18 protein-coding genes are annotated in these 20,376 nt (G+C 55.8%); 13 read left to right on the forward strand and 5 right to left on the reverse strand.

All coding sequences use genetic code 11. From position 1 onward, the window contains the following. Positions 1-3 precede the first annotated feature (3 nt). The 9 genes from fkpB to ACSSVV_RS14745 all read left to right on the forward strand — a co-directional run bounded on the left by fkpB (position 4) and on the right by ACSSVV_RS14745 (position 8,504). Positions 4-456 carry an FKBP-type peptidyl-prolyl cis-trans isomerase gene (gene fkpB, locus ACSSVV_RS14705; RefSeq protein WP_445481990.1) on the forward strand — a complete coding sequence of 151 codons (453 nt, stop codon included), beginning with the start codon at positions 4-6 and terminating at the stop codon, positions 454-456. A 2-nt stretch (positions 457-458) separates the two neighbouring features. After that, positions 459-1,409: a 4-hydroxy-3-methylbut-2-enyl diphosphate reductase gene (ispH, locus tag ACSSVV_RS14710; RefSeq protein WP_454106456.1), complete on the forward strand. Its 951-nt coding sequence runs from the start codon at positions 459-461 to the stop codon at positions 1,407-1,409. A 128-nt stretch (positions 1,410-1,537) separates the two neighbouring features. Beyond that, positions 1,538-2,122, forward strand: coding sequence for a GspH/FimT family pseudopilin (locus ACSSVV_RS14715; RefSeq protein WP_454106457.1), 585 nt, complete (start codon positions 1,538-1,540; stop codon positions 2,120-2,122). Beyond that, positions 2,079-2,678, forward strand: coding sequence for a type IV pilus modification protein PilV (gene pilV, locus ACSSVV_RS14720; RefSeq protein WP_454106458.1), 600 nt, complete (start codon positions 2,079-2,081; stop codon positions 2,676-2,678). The genes ACSSVV_RS14715 and pilV overlap by 44 nt, the downstream gene beginning before the upstream one ends. Continuing rightward, a complete protein-coding gene (locus tag ACSSVV_RS14725) occupies positions 2,675-3,964 on the forward strand; it encodes a PilW family protein (RefSeq protein ID WP_454106459.1) in 1,290 nt (429 codons plus the stop codon). The genes pilV and ACSSVV_RS14725 overlap by 4 nt, the downstream gene beginning before the upstream one ends. Then, the gene (locus ACSSVV_RS14730; RefSeq protein WP_454106460.1) at positions 3,955-4,488 is read left to right on the forward strand and encodes a pilus assembly PilX family protein; all 534 of its coding nucleotides are present in this window, start codon (positions 3,955-3,957) and stop codon (positions 4,486-4,488) included. Before ACSSVV_RS14725 ends, ACSSVV_RS14730 begins: the two co-directional genes overlap by 10 nt. A gap of 28 nt (positions 4,489-4,516) precedes the next feature. Beyond that, positions 4,517-4,891 carry a hypothetical protein gene (locus ACSSVV_RS14735; RefSeq protein ID WP_106763318.1) on the forward strand — a complete coding sequence of 125 codons (375 nt, stop codon included), beginning with the start codon at positions 4,517-4,519 and terminating at the stop codon, positions 4,889-4,891. Continuing rightward, positions 4,888-8,049 carry a pilus assembly protein gene (locus tag ACSSVV_RS14740; RefSeq protein WP_454106461.1) on the forward strand — a complete coding sequence of 1,054 codons (3,162 nt, stop codon included), beginning with the start codon at positions 4,888-4,890 and terminating at the stop codon, positions 8,047-8,049. Before ACSSVV_RS14735 ends, ACSSVV_RS14740 begins: the two co-directional genes overlap by 4 nt. Beyond that, the gene (locus ACSSVV_RS14745; RefSeq protein ID WP_011784390.1) at positions 8,046-8,504 is read left to right on the forward strand and encodes a type IV pilin protein; all 459 of its coding nucleotides are present in this window, start codon (positions 8,046-8,048) and stop codon (positions 8,502-8,504) included. The genes ACSSVV_RS14740 and ACSSVV_RS14745 overlap by 4 nt, the downstream gene beginning before the upstream one ends. Before the next feature lie 12 nt (positions 8,505-8,516). Here the strand turns inward: ACSSVV_RS14745 and ACSSVV_RS14750 are convergent, their stop codons facing one another. The 3 genes from ACSSVV_RS14750 to ACSSVV_RS14760 are packed head-to-tail and all read right to left on the reverse strand — an operon-like array spanning position 8,517 to position 12,213. Next, positions 8,517-9,071, reverse strand: a complete 555-nt coding sequence (locus ACSSVV_RS14750) for a GspH/FimT family pseudopilin (protein WP_454106462.1) — start codon at positions 9,069-9,071, stop codon at positions 8,517-8,519. Between the two features lie 54 nt (positions 9,072-9,125). Further along, positions 9,126-10,517, reverse strand: coding sequence for a sigma-54-dependent transcriptional regulator (locus ACSSVV_RS14755; protein WP_454106463.1), 1,392 nt, complete (start codon positions 10,515-10,517; stop codon positions 9,126-9,128). A gap of 49 nt (positions 10,518-10,566) precedes the next feature. Further along, entirely contained in the window at positions 10,567-12,213 is a 1,647-nt protein-coding gene (locus tag ACSSVV_RS14760) for a sensor histidine kinase (protein ID WP_454106464.1), read from the reverse strand. Positions 12,214-12,305: 92 nt separating this feature from the next. Here ACSSVV_RS14760 and ACSSVV_RS14765 point away from each other — a divergent pair, with 92 nt between their 5' ends. After that, positions 12,306-13,970: an NAD+ synthase gene (locus tag ACSSVV_RS14765; RefSeq protein ID WP_454106465.1), complete on the forward strand. Its 1,665-nt coding sequence runs from the start codon at positions 12,306-12,308 to the stop codon at positions 13,968-13,970. Between the two features lie 8 nt (positions 13,971-13,978). Here ACSSVV_RS14765 and ACSSVV_RS14770 read toward each other — a convergent pair whose 3' ends face one another. Continuing rightward, positions 13,979-14,812, reverse strand: a complete 834-nt coding sequence (locus tag ACSSVV_RS14770; RefSeq protein WP_011784395.1) for an outer membrane protein assembly factor BamD — start codon at positions 14,810-14,812, stop codon at positions 13,979-13,981. Between the two features lie 172 nt (positions 14,813-14,984). Here ACSSVV_RS14770 and rluD point away from each other — a divergent pair, with 172 nt between their 5' ends. The 3 genes from rluD (at position 14,985) to clpB (ending at position 19,464) form a co-directional block, all read left to right on the forward strand. Further along, positions 14,985-15,962, forward strand: coding sequence for a 23S rRNA pseudouridine(1911/1915/1917) synthase RluD (gene rluD / locus ACSSVV_RS14775; protein WP_014420609.1), 978 nt, complete (start codon positions 14,985-14,987; stop codon positions 15,960-15,962). A 49-nt stretch (positions 15,963-16,011) separates the two neighbouring features. Then, on the forward strand, positions 16,012-16,710 hold the full coding sequence (gene pgeF, locus ACSSVV_RS14780) for a peptidoglycan editing factor PgeF (RefSeq protein WP_454106466.1): 699 nt from the start codon (positions 16,012-16,014) through the stop codon (positions 16,708-16,710). Between the two features lie 174 nt (positions 16,711-16,884). Then, complete coding sequence (clpB, locus tag ACSSVV_RS14785; protein ID WP_022992226.1) at positions 16,885-19,464, forward strand: ATP-dependent chaperone ClpB; 2,580 nt, start codon at positions 16,885-16,887, stop codon at positions 19,462-19,464. Between the two features lie 81 nt (positions 19,465-19,545). Here the strand turns inward: clpB and ACSSVV_RS14790 are convergent, their stop codons facing one another. After that, positions 19,546-20,022 (reverse strand): DUF4124 domain-containing protein, encoded by a 477-nt coding sequence (locus ACSSVV_RS14790; RefSeq protein ID WP_141067872.1) that lies wholly within the window; start codon positions 20,020-20,022, stop codon positions 19,546-19,548. Between the last annotated feature and the right edge of the window lie 354 nt (positions 20,023-20,376).

A 20,376-nucleotide genomic window follows, 5' to 3' on the forward strand; every position in this document is an offset into this window, starting at 1 on the left:
CCCATGAAAGAACTGCCCATCGATAAGGGAACCCGAGTAAAACTGCATTTCGCCCTGAAGTTTGAGGACGGCGAAACTGTGGATTCCACCTTCGACAAAGAGCCGGCTACCCTGGAAATCGGTGATGAAAACCTGCCGGAAAATTTCGAAGCCTACCTGATGGGCCTGAAAGCCGGCGACCACAAAACCTTTGAAGTGCCGCCGGAAAAAGCCTTCGGCCAGCACAACCCCAGCAATATCCAGACCTTCAAGCGCCACGAATTCAGTGCTGACATGGTTCTGGAGCCGGGTGTGGTGATTTCCTTCGCCGACGCGCGCCAGCAGGAACTGCCCGGTGTGATCAAGCGGGTAGAAGGTGACCAGGTGGAAGTGGACTTTAATCACCCGCTGGCAGGGCATACACTGAGCTTTGAAGTTCAGATTATCGACGTTGAACCAGCAGGGCCGACACACTGATTATGCACATTCGACTCGCTAACCCCCGTGGCTTCTGTGCCGGCGTAGACCGTGCCATAGAAATTGTAAACCGCGCGCTGGACGTGTTCGGAGCGCCCATCTACGTGCGCCACGAAGTGGTCCACAACAAATTCGTGGTAGACAACCTGCGCAACCGGGGCGCGATCTTTGTTGACGAGTTGGACGAAGTGCCCGACGACAAACTGGTGATCTTCAGTGCCCACGGCGTATCCCAGGCGGTACAGAACGAAGCCGCCCGGCGCGGCCTGAAAGTGTTCGACGCTACCTGCCCGTTGGTCACCAAAGTGCATATGGAAGTGATGCGCTACAGCCGCGACGGCCGCGAGTGCATCCTGATCGGCCACCATGGACACCCGGAAGTGGAAGGCACCATGGGCCAGTACGATCACAGCAACGGCGGCGACATCTATCTGGTGGAAGACGAAGCCGACGTGCAGAAGCTGGAAGTGAAAGACCCCAGCCGTTTGTCCTTCGTTACCCAAACCACGCTGTCCATGGACGATACCGCACGGGTAATCGACGCCCTGCGCGCCAAATTCCCGGAAATCGAAGGCCCTCGCAAAGACGACATCTGCTATGCCACCCAGAATCGGCAGGACGCAGTCAAGCAGTTGGCCGGTGACTGTGATCTGATGCTGGTGGTGGGCTCCCCCAATAGCTCCAACTCCAATCGCCTGCGGGAACTGGCTGAACGCATGGGCACGCCGGCCTATCTGATCGATGAAGCCGCCCAGATAGACCCCGCATGGCTGGACGGTAAAAAGGCAATCGGCGTAACGGCCGGAGCGTCTGCCCCTGAGGTGCTGGTCGCCGATGTGATCAAGCGCCTGAAAGCCTTGGGGGGCGAAGAGCCGGTGGAAGTGTCGGGCCGTGAAGAAAACATCGTCTTTTCCATGCCCAAAGAGCTTCGTATCGACGCGGTGGAATTGTGATCTACATCATACTTTAATGGGCCAACGTCCATTGATCGGTGATAAACCGCCACTTGTCGACGACATCTGGCGGTTTTTTTATGGGGTTGTAATCTATGAACATGAAAAAATCTTTAGGGAGCTGGCTTATGCGCAGTATCCAGGCGCAGCGCGGATTTACGTTGATTGAGTTGATGGTGACTCTTGCTGTTGTAGCGATTGTTGCGACAATCGCGATTCCGGCGATGGGAGATATGATTACTAGACACCGGACAACCGCGGCCTTCAATGAGCTTCAAGGCCTGATCGGCTTTGCTCGAAGTGAGTCCGCAAAGCGGCCCGCAGAACCGGTACTGCTGTGCGCTTCCAACGACTCGGCAAAATGTACCGGCGAGACAGACTGGAGCGTTGGATGGATCATTGCCCGGGATGCCAACGGCAACGGAAGTGTGGATGCGGGCGAAACCATATTGAAGGTAATCGGGCCATTGCCCAGCGGCATCAAGCTGGAGGTGAAAACCGGTACCAGTGCCAGCTTTAATTCTTCCAGCCTGGCTCTCGTTCGCACTGGAGCGCCTGCTGGCGGCAACCAGGTAACGTTCAAGATGTGTGATTCTTTCGGAGCGAGCGAAGCTCGGGGTGTGGTGCTGTCGGTGTCAGGGCAGACACGGTCTGCAGCAAGAGATAGCAGTGGAAACCGCGAAGACCACAACAACATTGATTTCAAGTGTTGACCAAGAAGCGGAGCGGCAACAGATGAACGGGTTTAATACGATGGTTAACGGAGCAAAGGCCCAGCGGGGGATGACCTTGATTGAAATACTGGTCACCGTGTTGGTTTTGGCCGTAGGCCTGCTTGGAATGGCAAGCCTGACTGTGGGAAGTCTCAAGAATAACCAAGGTGCGTTTTTGCGCACGCAGGGCACGGTTCTGGCGTACGACATGGCAGATCGTATGCGTGCGAATGTTGCCGAGGCTCTGAACGACAGCTACAACGGCACATATGATAAGAGTTCAAGTATCACAGATCCTGCATGTGAAGCGTCTGGTTGCAAAGGCAGCGAGCGAGTCAATGCAGATCTGTTTGCCTGGAAAAAGCAGATGGAGGGCGCCGACGGGAAAATGGCCCTGTTGCCCGACTGGAAATTGACCATTGCAGGCGGTGGCGGCCCCAAAACCGCTGGCAACGTCTACACCATTACCGTTACCTGGAAAGAAGACCAGTGGAGTGAGGCTAAAGGTTCCATGTCTACTGAAGATCAGCAAACTGTTATCGAGTTTACCCTATGATTAGTCCCAGCAAGCAATTTTTGAATGTTGAGAGTGTGGCATGGGTGCGGCAGGCAGGCCTTTCACTGGTCGAACTGATGATAGCTCTCGCACTCAGTGGTGCGATTATTCTCGGCATTTTCACTGTCTACATGGACTCCAATCAGACCACTCGGCTGGGGGATTCTCTGGCCCGTATTCAGGAATCAGGCCGCATAGGGCTGGAATTGATGTCCCGGGAAGTGCGGATGGCTGGATACCAGGGGTGTTCAGACGGATATTCTGTGCCCCTGCGCGTGGTTGCGAGTAATCCTCCGCCGTCGATAACACCGGCAGCAGGCGAGGACAGTGTTTACTTGTACAACACCGGTGTTCAGGGCTGGCAGGTTACCGCAGCCACGCAGACAACCTGGGATGCCGGTACAGACTTTGAGGATTTGAACACTATTGAGGGCGATGCTCTGCCAGGCAGCGATGTGCTGATGGTTCAGCGCGCACGGCCTTTGACTGCGATCATCAGCGATGGTGCTACGCCACCGAAAGGCATGGCAGTGCGTGCTTCTGACATTCCCATTGTCGATCCGGATGGCCTGTTTGGGGCGGGAGCAGAGTTTAGCTCCGGCGCACTTCTCATGATTGCCAACTGCGAGTTTGCCGATGTCTTCCGGATGACCAATGATCCGTCGGGGGCGTCAAAAGTGATTAAGCACGGAGTGGCAGCCAATACCAACGACAACTTGTCAGTGGCTTATGCCGCGGACTCTGATGCTGCACTGTTTGCCTTTGAAAGCACCGTGTTTTTTGTGGCCGATACCGGCCGGGTGGATGACCAGGGCAACAACATACAGGCACTCTACCGAGCCACCAATAACCTGCCCAACTCTGCCACACCGGACTTTCAACGCGAAGAACTGGTTGAAGGTGTCGAAGCCATGAAAGTTCAGTACGGCCTGCGCACCGACCCAGACAACAACACCATCAGTTTCGTTGATGCTTCGGGCGTTACCGCCAGCGATTGGAAAGACGTTGTGGTCATTCGCGTAGGCTTGCTAGTCAGTGCGTCCGGGAACGTGCTGCAGCAGGATGACAGCCAATCCTATGAATTGCCGGGAACAGTGTTTGTTGCCGGTACACCCAGCACTGGTGAACAGGCGCACGCAGCCGACAGGCGGTTGAGGAAAGCTTTTGTGACAACGCTGGATCTTCGGAATCGTAGATGTGGTGAGTTCAAGCAACTTGTAGGTACGGATTTGTGGGAATGGGAAGATGCAGACAACAACGGGGGGGATGGCGACCCATGCAATTAAGTAACGGTTTACTGTTTATTGCCGAAAAGAATGGCTCGGTGTCGCCCCCTCAGCTGCCAGCCAGTCAGCGAGGGGCGGCTCTGATTATCAGCCTGGTGATTCTTCTGGTGATTACTATGATTGGCCTCGCCAGTATGAATTCATCGATTCTGCAAGAACGTATGTCGGCCAATGCTCAGAATGCCCGGCAGGCTTTTTTCTCTGCGGAGTCCGCCGGACAGGATCTGTTTAAACGTCTGGAGCCTATGAACGTGAACTCGACCGAGTGGAAACGTGCCTTGAATGCCCTGGACGCGGGTATTGGAGTCTCTACAACACCCGTTAACTACTCAGGAGCCGGTACGGGAAAGAAAGCGACGTCGGAAATTCGCTACCTGGGAGAGGCCAACCTGATGGAAGGCCATTCTTTCGGTGAAGATATTGAGACGTTCCGGCACAGATTCGAAATTATTGGTGATGCTGAAATCACGGGCTCCGGAGCAACCGGGCGGGTTGTTCGTGGTGTCAGTGTGGTTTTCTTTTAATGGCAAGTGAACACTGAGGGTCGAACCTATGAACTACGTGAAGTTTGGAATCACGTGTATTTTCGCAGTTATGGCACAGCTAGTTTGGGCTCAGCAGGAGCTTCCGTATGCAAATACCGCAATGACCTCCAGTGAGATTGCTGTTGAATCTCCATCTGTCATGCTGGCTTACTCCCGGTCCTCTGGCGTGGTTGAGATACGTTTCAAAGAATGTGACGGGTGTGAGTTCCGAGCCTTGCTACCTGCTGAGAATTTGAGGTTTTCTGCTGCCGGCGTTTCTATATCAGCCGGGGATGCTTTTAGGGAGTTGCAGGGAAGTGCTGGGACTGTATTCATCGATAGTGAGACTTCGAAAGTAAAAAGGGTTCAGTATTTTGATGCCAGCAATGGAGGTGGAAAATGAAAACTCAGATGAACCGACTGGCTGCTTTTAGTCTTGGATTTTTGTTGGCATCTGGTACGACAAGTGCCTTGGCAGATGATACTGAGATCTTCTTTAATACACAGGACAGTACGAGTATTCGCCCCAATCTTCTTTTTATACTTGATAACTCGGGCAGCATGGACGCAATGGTTGATGTGAAAGTGTCGTCTGACCCGGTTTATGATCCGGATAAATCGTATTCCGGGGATTTCAATTCAAACTATATTTACTATAAGCAAGATGGTGACTGGTATACCGTAAAAAGGTCTGTGATTGAGTGCTCTGACCTGAATGGACGCATTGACACAGTAGGTGAGTTGAAGCAATACAGAATGGCGTACTTCTATAACGGGAAGTGGCGGAGTTTTGATGAAGACGATGTGAACTACAGTACGACTGACTGTGAGGCTGACAAAGATCGGAGTGTTAATTGGAAGAATTTTAGTAGACGCACATACTTTTCGCCAAATTATCTGAACTGGCAAAGTGCGAAATCCGGAACGATAAAAATGACCCGGCTGGATGTCATGAAAGGTGTTGCCAAGCACCTGGCTGACACCACGACGGGTGTCAATATCGGACTAATGGCCTTCAATACTGTCAACAACACTGAAGGTGGGCATCTTATGAACCCGATTGGTGATGTGTCCACTAATAGGGGGAATTTCAAGGCGGCTGTTGATACACTTGATCATGAAACCTGGACGCCGCTTTCAGAAACTTTATTTGAAGCCATGAGGTATTACCAGGGTGAAAATCAGTTCCTCGATCGCTACCCAATAAAAAGCCAAGAGGATGGCTATATATCTCCTATCGAGTATGAGTGTCAGTCGAATAATATCATTCTAATGACTGATGGTGCTCCGACAAAGGATGATAATCATGTTTCTACTATGGAAAAAGAAATCGGGGCATCTTGTTCGGGCAATTGCCTTGATGAAATAGCGGGCTACATTCGCACAAATGATATGACAGAGGCGTACGACGGAGATCAAACGATAACCACCTACACGGTGGGCTTCAACATCAATGACCCCCTGTTGGCGAAGACGGCGACTGCTGGAGGTGGAAAATACTATTTGGCGAATGATGCCGAGGAGCTGGCGAACGCTTTCAACGACATCGTAAGGGCCGTACTTGATACCAGCAGTACCTTTGTCGCCCCTGGCGTTGCGGTAAACTCGTTCAATCGCTTAAGTCATTTTGACGCTCTCTATTACTCTGTTTTCGAACCGGACACCCGGCCTTTGTGGCAAGGTAATCTGAAGCGCTACAAAATCTCCGCTGGCGGTAAGATCGTCGATGTCAACGGCAAAGTAGCAATTGATTCCGCCACGGGGTTCTTTAAGGATGACACGCAAAGCTGGTGGTCGGCATCTGCCGATGGTAAAGAGGTGAAGGCAGGCGGCGCACGTAGCCAGCTGCCCAATGTGCCGAGCAATCGCAAAGTGTACACATGGCTCAAAGGCAAGGCCCTGAGCGCCAGTGATAACCTGGTATCTACGTCGAACAAGGCCAACCTGACGAAAAGTGTGCTGGGAGACTCCAGCATGAGCGACACCGAGCACACCAACCTGATTCGCTGGATTCGGGGAGAAGATGTTAAAGACGAAAATGAAAACGGGTCCACGAGCGATGCCAGAAAGTTTATTGCCGATCCTTTGCACTCTGAACCGAAACTGATTGTTTATGGCGGTACCGAGGCTTCTCCGGACACTACGATTTATTTCGGTGACAACCAGGGCTATTTGCATGCCATTGATGGTGAAACAGGCGAGTCCTACTTTGCCTTTATGCCGGAGGAAATGCTGAACAAGCAGAAAGCCTTGATGGAGAACAAAGAAACGGAGTCTGGTCGCATCTATGGAATGGACGGTTCTGTCGTCAGCTGGGTTAAAAATCCCAGCGGCGGAATCAAGGCGGCGGATGGTGATCATGTGTACCTTTACACAGGTATGCGTCGCGGCGGGCGTAGCTACTACGCTTTGGATGCAACCGACAGGAATGCTCCAAAGGCGTTGTGGAAAATCAATGGTGGATCCGGTGATTTTTCAGAGCTCGGCCAAACCTGGTCTACGCCGGTCAAAACCAAGCTGAATATCGGCGGTACCGAGACAGATGTCCTGTTTTTCGCCGGTGGCTATGATGAAGACCAGGACGATGTGGCGACGATTACCGAAGATGACATGGGCCGGGCGTTGTATGTGGTTGATGCGAAAACGGGCAGCCGCTTGTGGTGGGCCGGTCCAAAAGGCTCCGGTGCGAATCTCGAACTTTCTCAGATGAAGTACAGCATGCCTGCATCGCCGAAGGTTCTGGATATCGATGGTGATGGGTTGGCAGATCAGGCTTATATCGGTGATATGGGTGGTCAGATCTGGCGCTTCGATTTCAACAATGGTAACTCTGCCGGTACACTCGGATTTGGTGGTCGCATCGCCAACCTTTCCGGAGGCGACCATGCGTCGGCGCGGCGCTTCTATCATACACCGGACCTTTCCGTGAGCACCTTCTGGGGGAAACGCTACCTTAACCTGGTTATTGGTTCCGGTTTTCACGCCCATCCCCTGAACAAGGTTATCGAGGATCGCGCCTATATGATTCGCATTCCGGAGCTGTTTAGTGCGCCTGTCGATGCTTCGACTGGATACGTAACCTATACCACTCTCACAGAAAGTGACCTTCTTGATATCACGGATAACAAGATTGGAGAGGGTACGGATAGCGAAAAACTGGCTGCCGAGAAAGCCTTGCAGAGCGCAAATGGCTGGATGCTCAAGCTTGAGAATAAAGGTGAAAAGGTATTGTCCCAGAGCCTGGTGGTGGATGGTGTGGTTACCTTCACAACCTATCAGCCAGCGCCGGCACTTTCTGCATGTGCGCCGTCGACAGGTCGCTCACGACTCTACTCAATCGCGTTGCGTGATGGTCAGCCTGTTCGCAATTATGACGGCATTGGTGATCCGGATGAGCTGACCAAGCCAGATCGGGTGAAAGATATTCCGGTTCCAGGGATTCCACCTGCACCGAAACTTCTCAGAACGGAAAAAGACGGTTTCATTTGTGTTGGTACAAACTGTGAGATGGTTGAAGATAGCAACACCTTTACTCAAACGTTCTGGAGGGAAGAGGAGTGATCCGGGGCAAGACCGCGAGTAACAAGGGCTTTACGTTAATTGAAGTCATGATTGTGGTAGCTATCGTCGGCATTCTTGCCGCGGTAGCCTATCCGTCGTATCAGGATCATGTTCGGAAATCCCGAAGAGCAGAGGCTCAGTCTGCTTTGATGGGGCTGGCGGCGGCAATGGAGCGACATTTCACGGCCACCAACAGCTACACCGGGGCAGGCGCAGGGGGCGGTGATACCGGCGCCCCCGGAATTTACTATGACAAGGTGCCCAAGGATGGAGGCACAGCCTACTACAATCTCACCATCGACAGTGCATCGGCCTCAGCGTTTGTAGTAAGGGCCACCCCGGTAAATGGGCAGGTGGGTGATGGTTTTCTGGATTTGAACAACCAGGGCATCAGGCGCTGGGATCGCGACAACAGTGGCAGTATCGGCACTGGCGAGGATAAATGGACAAATTAGTCGCACAAGGGGTTAACACCTGATGACCCCGCCCCAGGATAGACGAATGATGTTGTCCAGATCATCGTCGTGGACCGCGCGGAAGCGGCCCCCCCGGTTCACAGCCAGATAGCTCATCGGCTGTTTGTTGCCTGCGGTGGGGCAGGCAACAAGAGAGCCGCTGGCGCCAAGCATCAGGCCATTGGGCCCGAAGGCGAAGTAGCCTCGCCGACCCGTTCTGGAGTGTATGCGGTAGTGTTCGGGTGGCTGGATGTAGCGCCAGACGATGTCGTCATCCGGCCTTCGATCCCGGTCGCTGTCGGAAAAAATCGCCACAGGCAAGCCCCAGTTGTCAACGCAATTCAAGCTTGGCGAGAGTGGACAGAGGATAACGGGAGCGCCTGTATGTACCGCCTGCGACCTGGCGTAGGAAAAGGCGCCATGAAAGGTTGCAATGAGTTGCCTTTGGTGGCCGTTGGCGATTTCCTGGTGTAGTGCCGGTATCGCCATCCCTGCAATAATTGCAAACACGGCGATTGTGATAAGAAGCTCCACGAGCGTGAAGCCCCACGGTATTCGTTTTTTCATGTTGCCTCCCTGGCACAATGGTTTGGCTTTCTTCCTGAAAGCCAGTCTGATTATCTACTCCATTCCCAACTTCTTCAACCGGTACCGCAATGCCCGAAAGCTGATTCCCAGGCGCTTGGCCGCTGCGGTTTTGTTCCAGCGGGTTGCCTCGAGCGCCTTTTCAATGGCTTGCCGCTCCAGGCCTTCCAGATAATCTTCCAGATCAATTTCGCCTTCCGGCACAGCGACGGGTTGCGCTTCCGCTGTCTGGCCGGGTAGAGCTGGCTCCGGTGCAGCCCGGGCAGGCAGGCAGGCGCCGCCTCCAAGATGCAGGTCGCTGGCGTCTATCAGGTCTTCGTCGCACAGTGTAAATGCCCGCTCCAGGATATTCTCCAGTTCCCGCACGTTACCGGGAAACTCGTAGCCTTTGAGTCGCTCGATGGCGGCAGGGGTGAGTCTGGCCGGGTCGCATTCGTATTCCCGGGCTATGCGTTGGAGAATGTGCTCGGCCAGCAGGGGAATGTCGTCGGCGCGCTTGCGCAGAGGCGGAACGGCAAGTTCAATCACGTTGATCCGATAAAACAGATCTTGGCGGAAGTCGCCTTCCTGCACCAGTTCCGGGAGATTTTTATGGGTGGCGCTGAGCACCCGGATATCCACCGGCACTTCTTTGGTGTCACCGACCGGACGAACGGCTTTCTCCTGGATAGCCCGCAGCAGTTTTACTTGCATGGCCAGGGGCAGGTCGGCCACTTCGTCCAGAAACAGGGTGCCACCATCGGCAGAGCGGAACAGGCCCTGCTTGTTCTCGACGGCGCCGGTGAAGCTGCCCTTCTTGTGGCCAAAGAACTCGCTTTCCATCAATTCCGAGGGGATTGCGCCACAGTTCACTGCGATAAAGGGGCCGTCACTTCTGGGGCCTTGCAGGTGAATCATGCGGGCGACCAGCTCCTTGCCGCTGCCGGATTCGCCGCTGATAAACACCGGTGCCTGGCTTCTGGCGAGCTTTTTCGTCTGTGTGCGCAGTTTCCGGATTTGCGGCGAGTCGCCCAGAAGCAGGCCGGGCTCATCGGACTCGGCGGTTTCGCCGGTCTGGGGTTCTGACAGCTTCAGAGCGCTGTTGACCAGTTCCCGCAGGCGGGGCAGCTCCACGGGCTTGGATACGAAGTCAAAAGCGCCGGCTTTGAGCGATTCGATAGCCGTGTCCATGCTGCCATAGGCGGTGATCACTGCAACGGGGGTGCAGGGCGTGTGTTGCTGAATCCAGTGAACAAGGTCTATACCATTGCCGTCGGGCAGGTTCATGTCTGTCAGGCAGAGCTGGGGATTGTGCTGCTGCAGTAGTTCCCTGGCGCTGGCCAGATCGGGGGCGGTGTAGGTGGTAATGCCCATCCGGGTGAGGGTGATTTCCAGTAGATCCCGGATATCCGGCTCGTCGTCAACAATCAGCGCTGTCTGTGTAGTCATTCTTTGTCTTCGGTTCCCTGTTGAATTCAAACGCCCGATGGCCAGCTGGTCAGATCATTCGCCCGGGGTGAGCAAACGTTATGCGGAATCGGCACCCCGGCTGTCCGTCATCGACCAGCGAGAGGTGTGCCTGGTTGGCTTCGCATAACTCCCTGGCCAGGTAAAGGCCAAGCCCGGTTCCGCTTTTATCCGTGGTGAAAAAGGGCTCGAATACGGAATGCCGATGCTCGGCACTGATGCCCGGGCCAAAATCCCGAACGTCCACGTAAGCCCGTTTGCCATCGGCCGTGGCGCCCGCAATTAATTGTATCCTGTTTTGCCCGGTCTGCTGTTTGCTGTACCGCAAACCATTGTCGCACAGATTCACCATCACCTGCTCAATCTGGCTCTTGTCGAAACGAGCCTGTGGAATCTGCTCGCTGATATTTAATTCGATCGTGGTGGCCGTTTCCCCATTCACCGTCTGCACGAAATCATCCCGGAACTCGTGAAGCCATCGGCCGACATCTATCAGCTCGGAATTTGCGGCCCGGCGGCGAGAGAGGTCCAGTACATTCTCGATGATTCCATTCACCCGTCGGGAGTGACGGCGAATGATATCGAGCATGCGAAGATCCCCCTCATCCAGACTGGGGGATTCTTCCATTAGCTGGGCAGCGTGGCTTATGGCGCCGAGAGGATTCCGGATTTCGTGAGCGATGCCAGCCGTTAAGCGTCCGAGTGAGGCCAGCTTCATCTGTTGGGCCTGCTGGGTCACTTTGCTCATGTCTTCAATAAACACCAGAATCTGGTCGCCCCGCTCCTGGTCCAACTGGGTGAAGTTCGCCTGCAAAAGCGGTGAGGTAGGGGACGCCTGGAAGGGTTCAATCCGCATGTTCGGGTTCTTCAGCCAGCTTTCCAGTCCTTGCCTGAGCGGTTTGGGCAGTAGCCTTGCTCGGGGCTCCAGATCTTCTCCATCGGCGCTCACACCGAACAGCAGTTCTTCGGCGGCGGCGTTGGCCAGCCGAATCTGGCCGAAACGATCAAGCACCAGGATGCCGGTGCGCATGCGCTGGATGATCTGCTGGTTGATCTGCTCCAGTTCCTGAATGCTCCTTGCCCGGCTGCTCGCCAGAGCTTCACTGCGGATCATCCGTTTTGAGATGCCTTGCAGGACGAAGGCAGCGGCAAAGTAGAGTATGCCCAGGGTGCCCGCCCGGACGATGTCGTCGGCGGTTTCATCGATGGCCAGAACGGCCCAGCCGGAAATGCCCAGCGAACAGATGGCAGCCAGTGCTGCGTAGAACGTGCCGACCCGGCTGGGTGTAAGAATATTGCCCGCCGCTACAGACACTATTACCAGGTTGGCCAGGCCATTGGTGATTCCGGTGCTGGCGAATAGAAGCCCATGCATCACCAGTATGTCGATCAGAATGGAGAGCGTGATATGCCTCTGCCGTGGCTGAAAGCCGGCAAGCAGGAGCAGTGCGGTAAAGCCATTGATTGCCACGTAGGTAACCACACCCGCCTGGTAGTACTCCAGCCAGCGGAACTTGCTGTCGGTGGTGAATGGATCGAAGAACAGCAAGCCCAGCAGCATCAGGCTGATGACCACGCGATAGTGGTTGTATACACGGAACAGCCTTGCCTGTTGCTGCTTGGCCGGTGGCCCGAAAGCAGAGCGCTTGCTGTCATTGTGGGCAGTGTCTTGAGCCATGGAGCGGTTCATCTGTCTGTGTGCGGGAGAAATCTTTGTTGTTGACGGGTTATAATAGCCTTTTAACGGCAACAAGTTACAGGAGCCAGTCCATGCCGGAAGCCGGTCAAACATCCCAGAGCCAGAACGCCGCCAGAAAACTCCGCGTTGTTATGGCGCAACTGGATTTCCTGGTTGGAGATATTCCGGGCAATACCGATCTGATTCTGGAGGCAACCCAGCGGGCCTGGGCGGAGCATCAGGCCGATATCGTTGTCTTTCCGGAGCTGTGCCTGACCGGTTACCCGCCGGAGGATCTCCTGTTGCGCCCGAGTCTGGACCTTCGCGTGCGCGAAGCACTGGAAAAGCTGCAAAGTGCGGCACTGCCTCCGGCGATGGTCATCGGGGCTCCTATTCGCTCTGGAGGGTTGCTATATAACGCGGCGCTGGTGATTGAAGCCGGTCAGATTCGCGGTCGCTACTTCAAACGCTTCCCGCCGAACTACCAGGTTTTTGACGAAAAGCGCTATTTCGCCGAAGGTTCCGACACGCTGGTGCTCGACATTAAAGGCCAGCCCGTCGGTATTACCGTGTGTGAGGATCTCTGGAAAGATGGCCCGCTCGAGGATGCCGCCGCCGCGGGTGCCCGGCTTATCCTTAATCTCAATGCCTCGCCCTACGATATCGATAAACAGGCCCGTCGCAAGGCTTTGCTCGAGCGCAAGTCCCGGGAGAACCGGGTCAGCATCGTCTACGTGAACCTGGTGGGTGGTCAGGATGAGCTGGTGTTTGATGGCGGCTCCATGGTGTACGACCATTCGGGTGGGCTGTCTGCGGAGGTGCCTCAGTTCGAGGAGGGGCTGTACCCGGTGGATTTCCTGTGCGAGCACCATTGTCAGCCCATTTCCAGGCCGTTACCGCCAGAACCGCAGCTGGAAGCCAATGTTTACAGTGCCCTGGTGACCGGCGTACGGGATTACGTGAACAAGAATGGTTTCAGGTCGGTAGTACTGGGCCTGTCCGGCGGCATCGATTCGGCAGTTACACTGGCGGTTGCGGTGGATGCCCTGGGCAAGGAGCGTGTGCGCGCGGTGATGATGCCGTTCCGGTATACCTCCAGCATCAGCCTGGAAGATGCCGAAGCCGAGGCCACCGCTCTGGGTGTGCAGTATGACGTGTTCTCCATTGAGCCCATGTACGATGCCTTCATGGCGGCGCTGGCAGAACCGTTTGCGGGCACAAAGCCGGATACCACTGAGGAAAACCTTCAGGCTCGTCTGAGGGGGGTGCTGCTCATGTCGCTGTCCAACAAGTTTGGCTCGTTGGTGCTCACGACTGGCAACAAGAGTGAAATGGCGGTTGGCTATTCCACGCTATACGGTGACATGGCCGGTGGCTTTGATGTTCTGAAGGATGTGCCGAAAACGCTGGTTTTCCGGCTGGCGCGCTACCGCAATACCCTGTCACCAGTGATTCCGGAGCGGGTGATTACCCGCCCGCCCTCAGCCGAGCTGGCGCCAGACCAGAAAGACGAGGACAGCTTGCCGGGCTATGACGTGCTGGATCAGATTCTGAACCTATACGTGGAGCGTGATTACAGTGCTGATGCTATCGTCGCGGAAGGGTTTGAGCGCGAGGATGTGGACAGGGTGGTCAGGCTGGTTGATATCAATGAATACAAGCGGCGCCAGGCCCCCATCGGTGTTCGTATTACCGAACGGGGCTTTGGCAAAGACAGACGCTATCCCATTACCAATGGCTGGAAGAGCGGGAAGTAATCCCGCTCTTACTCATCCCCCATCAGACCGAAGGTCACCACGTTGGTCAATGACCGGTTCTGGCGGCGAAGAAGATCTGATTCGTACTCACCGTTGTCATTGAAGGCGTCGCTGTTCGGGAAGTTTTTTCTCAGCGTGGCAATGGCATCGTTGGCGCCCTTTTTCAGCTCCAGAAAGCGGAAGGTATCCGCCATGATCATCAGAGCCTCTTCCACTGAAGGCGAAGACGGGTAGTTCTCCACTACGTAGCGAGCACGGTTGTTGGCGGCCACGTAGGCTTCACGTTTGATGTAGTAACGGGCAGCGTGCAGTTCCAGTTCGGCCATTCGATTGCGGATGGCGATCATACGCTGGCGGGCGTCCAGAGCGTAGTCACTGTCCGGAAACCGGTTGAGCAACTGTGAGAAATCGCGGAACGCCTGCAATTGCTCGCCGGGATTGCGTGCGGCCGCATCAACAGGGAAATAGCGTGTGGCCAGTCCCAGGTCCAGATTATAGGAGGCGAGCCCTCTCATGTAGAGCGCGTAGTCCAGATGCTCACTCTGCGGATTCAGGCGAATGAAGCGGTCGGCGGCAGCCCGGGAACCTTCAAGGTCGAGGTTCTGGTAACGGGCAAAGATCAGATCGAGCTGGGCCTGTTCGGCATAACGGCCGAATGGATAATAGGTTTCCAGGGCATCCAGGTTCTGTTCGGCTTCGTTGAAGTTGCCCGAGTTCATGGCCTCACGGGCATTCTCGTAATAGGTTTGTTCCGGCAGGACTTCCACCTCCTTCTGGGACGCACAGCCGGCGGCCAGCGCAAAAAGTGTGGAAAGTAGCAGTAATCGAACGACTGATCTCATGCCGGAATCCCGTATAATGTTCAGAACTTGTGGTTGGATTGGTCATTGTAACGGGGAAGGCTGTCTGTGTGCAGTGTTTCCCGATATTGGCACCAGAATCTGACCGAAACGTAACATCGCCGCCTGTCCGGCGGCCGTCTGCGCCAGAAACCAACGGCGAAAACGAGGCTGAATGACTTCCGAAAACCGAATTACCGGCCAATTTACCGTACCGCCGGAGCTCAGCGATAAACGGCTGGACCAGGCGGCGGCGGAACTGATGCCCGAGCATTCCCGCTCCCGCCTGCAGTCCTGGATCAAGAGCGGAGCCCTGACGGTGAATGGAAAATCCCGTAAGCCGCGAGACAAGGTAATGATGGGCGATTCCCTGGCTCTCGATGCTGAGCCGGAAGTGCAGGTGACCTGGGAAGCCGAACCTATCAGCCTGGATATCGTCTACGAAGATGAGCACTTGCTGGTGATCAACAAGCCGGCCGGGTTGGTGGTGCACCCAGCGGCCGGCCATGCCGATGGCACGCTGGTGAACGCCCTGCTGAACTACGCGCCGGAAGTGGAAAACCTGCCGAGGGCAGGTATTGTTCATCGCCTGGACAAGGATACCTCCGGCATCATGGTGGTGGCCCGCAGCCTGATTGCACATACCTCCCTGGTAGACCAGTTGCAAACGCGCACGATGGGGCGGGAGTATGAGGCCGTGGTGGTGGGCGCGCTGACCGGTGGTGCAACAGTTGACGCACCTATTGGCCGTCATCCGCAGGATCGTAAACGCATGGCCGTGGTTTCCAGTGGCAAACCGGCGGTCACCCATTACCGTCTGCTGGAGCGTTTTGCCGCGCATACCCTGGTTCGTTGCAAGCTGGAAAGTGGCCGCACCCATCAGATCCGTGTGCACATGGCGCATGTGCGCCACCCGCTGGTTGGTGATCCTGCCTACGGTGGGCGTCTGCGGTTGCCCAAAGGCACTACAGAGGAGCTTCGGGATGTACTGGCTGCGTTCACCCGGCAGGCCCTGCATGCGAGACAGTTGACCCTTGAGCATCCGGAAACGGGTGAGATTCTGAGCTGGGAGGTGCCGCTACCAGAGGATATGGTTCACCTGATCGAAGCTCTGCGCAAACACGCCCGGGAGCTGGAAGAACGTGATTTCTGACAACTACATCCTGAGGCCGAGTTGGTCCGCACCGGGGGCGGTGCAAGCCATGTGCACGACTCGCAAGGGAGGCGTCAGTGAGGCGCCGTGGAGCTCGCTCAACCTAGGGGATCATGTCGGGGATAGCCCTGAATCTGTCGCCGAAAACCGGCAGCGCCTGGCCCGCTTCACGGGGTTAGAGGTGGATCGGATTGGCTGGTTGAATCAGGTGCATGGTGCGAGGGTGGTCGAGCTTACACCCGACAACGCCAAGCTGGTTCCGGAAGCGGATGCCAGTTTCACCCGATTTCCCGGCCTTGGTTGTGCCATTCTGACTGCTGACTGCCTGCCCGTGGTGATTGCTGATTCCGATGGAACCGTAGTGGGGGCTGCTCACGCCGGCTGGCGCAGCCTCAGCGGAGGCGTGCTGGAAAACCTGGTCAGTGCGATGGCGGTTGAGCCTGACAAGCTTTCGGCCTGGCTGGGTCCCGCCATTGGCCCCGACAGTTTCGAAGTTGGTCCTGAAGTGCGCGAAGCGTTTGTTCGCCATAGCTCGCGGGCTGCGAATGCCTTTAAAGCCAAGGGTGCCCGCCCGGGCCATTTCATGGCCGATATCTACAGCCTGGCAGCCCTGCGCCTGCATCAGGTTGGTGTCTCGGCGGTCGCTGGCGGTAGCCTGTGCACCGTTCAGGATCGGGAATGGTTCTTTTCCTATCGCCGGGATGGTCAAACCGGCCGTATGGCGACCCTGGTCTGGTTAAAATCCTGAACTCCTGATTGCTCTCCCTGATGTGTTAACTGACAGCCGTCAAATTTCTGACGAATTGCGGCCTGCCCAACTTGAACTCCCCCCACTTGCCCCTACATTAAGTTTCAAAGCAATCGGAATATCCGCACCACAGGGTTGATCGGTATTCACTACGAATTTTGGGGATAAGAACACATGAGAATCGACAAGCTCACCAGCAAACTGCAAACCGCGTTGGCGGATGCGCAGTCCATCGCGGTTGGCAAAGACCATAACTTCATCGAGCCCGTGCATCTGATGCAGGCCCTGCTGGACCAGCAGGGAGGCTCCATTAAACCGCTGCTCAAACAAGTGGGGGTCGAGCCCGGCCGGGTACGGCAGGCCGTGGCGAAGGAAATTGAGAACCTGCCGGAAGTGCAGGGCAATGCCGGCGATGTGTCCATGTCGAACGACATGGGTCGACTGTTCAACATTTCCGACAAGCTGGCCCAAAAGCGGGGTGACCAGTTCATATCCAGTGAGCTGGTTCTGCTGGCGGCGGTTGAAGACCGCGGTTCGCTGGGTCGCATTCTGCGAGAGCAAGGCGTTGACAAGGCGGCGCTGGAAAAGGCCATTGACGAAGTGCGTGGGGGAGAGTCGGTGAATGATGCGGGCGCTGAGGAAAACCGCCAGGCGCTTTCAAAGTACACCATTGATCTTACCGAGCGGGCTGAAGCCGGTAAGCTGGACCCGGTAATCGGTCGCGACGACGAAATACGTCGCACCATTCAGGTACTGCAGCGCCGGCGCAAGAATAATCCGGTGCTGATTGGTGAGCCCGGTGTGGGGAAAACGGCCATCGTCGAGGGGCTGGCCCAGCGTATCGTCAACGGCGAGGTGCCTGATGGTCTGAAAGACAAGAAGGTGCTGTCGCTGGATATGGGGGCATTGATTGCCGGCGCCAAATTTCGCGGCGAATTTGAGGAGCGCCTGAAGGCGGTGCTTAACGAGCTGTCCAAGCAGGAAGGCCAGATCATCCTGTTCATTGACGAAATCCACACCATGGTGGGGGCCGGTAAAGCCGAAGGGTCCATGGATGCCGGCAATATGCTGAAGCCGGCGCTGGCCCGGGGAGAGTTGCATTGTGTCGGCGCCACCACGCTGAATGAGTACCGGGAAAATATTGAAAAAGACGCAGCACTGGAGCGCCGTTTCCAGAAAGTGCTGGTCAGCGAGCCCAGTGAGGAAGATACCATCGCCATCCTGCGTGGGCTGAAAGAGCGCTATGAGGTTCACCATGGGGTTGAGGTAACGGATGGCGCCATCATCGCGGCCGCCAAGCTGTCTCATCGATATATTACCGATCGTCAGTTGCCGGATAAGGCCATTGACCTGGTGGATGAAGCGGCCAGCCAGATCCGTATGGAAATGGACTCCAAGCCTGAGGCTCTGGATCGCCTGGAGCGCCGGCTGATTCAGCTCAAGATTGAGCGGGAAGCCCTGAAAAAGGAAACCGACGCAGCCTCTAAGAAGCGGCTGGAAGAGTTGTCTGCCGTTATCGGCAACGTTGAGCGCGAATACGCCGACCTTGAGGAAGTCTGGAACACTGAAAAGGCGGCTCTGCATGGCTCCCAGAAGATCAAGAGCCAACTGGAGCAGGCCAGGATTGACCTGGAGAATGCCCGCCGTGCAGGGGATCTGGGCAAGATGTCCGAGCTGCAGTACGGCAAGATCCCGGAGCTGGAGCGCCAACTGGATATGGCCAGCCAGGCGGAAATGATGGAAATGAAGCTGTTGCGCAACCGGGTCACGGATGAAGAAATTGCGGAAATCGTTTCAAAGTGGACCGGGATTCCGGTATCCAAGATGCTGGAGGGGGAGCGCGACAAGCTGATGCGCATGGAGGAAGCCCTCCACGATCGGGTCATTGGCCAGGATGAGGCCGTGGAAGCGGTATCCAATGCGGTGCGCCGGTCCCGGGCTGGACTGTCGGATCCGAATCGTCCCAATGGTTCTTTCCTGTTCCTTGGGCCGACCGGGGTGGGGAAGACCGAGTTGTGCAAGGCGCTGGCAAACTTCCTGTTCGATACCGAAGAGGCCATGGTTCGCATCGATATGTCGGAATTCATGGAGAAGCACTCGGTCGCCCGTTTGATTGGTGCGCCTCCCGGATATGTGGGGTATGAAGAGGGTGGCTACCTGACTGAGGCCGTGCGTCGCAGGCCCTACTCGGTTCTGCTTCTGGATGAGGTTGAAAAGGCGCACCCGGATGTCTTCAACATCCTGCTTCAGGTGCTGGATGATGGGCGTCTGACCGATGGTCAGGGCCGCACGGTCGACTTCCGCAACACAGTGGTGGTGATGACCTCAAACCTGGGTTCCCACATCATTCAGGAGAAGGCCGGAGAAGAGAACTACGAAGATATGAAGTCGGCGGTGATGGAAGTGGTTGGCACTCATTTCCGGCCGGAGTTCATTAACCGTGTGGATGAAGTGGTGGTGTTCCATCCGCTGGCGGAGTCCCAGATTCAGGGCATCGCCCGCATCCAGATCGAGAATCTGGCTCGTCGCCTGAAGGATCAGGATATGAAACTGGAACTCGGAGACGACGTCATGCAGTTGCTGGCGGAAGTCGGGTACGACCCGGTTTATGGTGCCCGGCCGCTGAAGCGGGCGATTCAGCGCATGATCGAAAATCCGCTGGCGCAAAAGCTGCTTCAGGGTGCGTTTGTGCCCGGCGATATCATTCGCGCAACGGTGCAGGAAGACCGGTTGGTGTTCAGCAAGAACGGCTGACGAGGGAACTACAGTTGCTTATTTAAAAAAGGGCGGAAGACACGAGTCTCCGCCCTTTTCTGTTATCCGAACCTCTAGGGTTTAACGCGCGCTGCTGCCACCTTGTTCCGGGCCGCAGTTTTCGTCTGCGATTTCCTGGAATTTCTGGCGCTGCTGCGCAATTTCCTCGGGACTCAGGTATCGGGTTTCACCGTTCTCCTCCACCCGGATACGAGCGTTGTTATTGATCACCTCAAGATTGGAGCGAGCTGTGCCGCAGTTGGCCTCGCGCTGCTTCCGGCGAGCTTCTTCAACCGCGGATTCTTCTCGTTGCTGCTGCTCTGCCGCTTGTTGTTCCTGCAGTTCGTCCAGCTGTTCCTGTGCGCTTCGGCGCTGAACACCAGCGCCCTGACTGGTGCCGGAACGAACGTTGACCTGTTCGGCGTTACGGCCGGTTGGCTGTCGGTCGCCAAAGTGTGTTACGCCGTTCTCGTCTGTCCACTTATAGACCGAAGCGCTGGTTGCAAGGCCGGGTGCGGCCGCCATCAATACCGTCAGCAATAATATTTTTCGGTTCATGTCTCTGCTCGTCACTTGGTTACTGCCTGTGGCTATCATGCCATCGGATGGCTGGATTTTCCTGTCTCTGGTTCAAAATCTTGCTCGCAGTTTTGCACAGTATGGCAGAGAGAGGCGAATTCGGCGGTAATTAAGCCACAGCGCCTATTGACAGCGAGTTTCCCGCTGTCAGAATTACCGATTGCCTGAAGACTGGGGTCAATACGGCAGGCAATCCCGAGCGAGTATCCCCCGTTAATCACCACACTGCGTTCGCCAGCGTCTGGCGGGCCTTGGTTGTTGCTTACGTGCAACCCGTTGATTGGCCGTTCTCCGCAACCCTCAGGAGGGCGGCTGGCCAGGAGACAACCTCTT

It is taken from the genome of Marinobacter sp. MBR-105 (assembly GCF_053628895.1).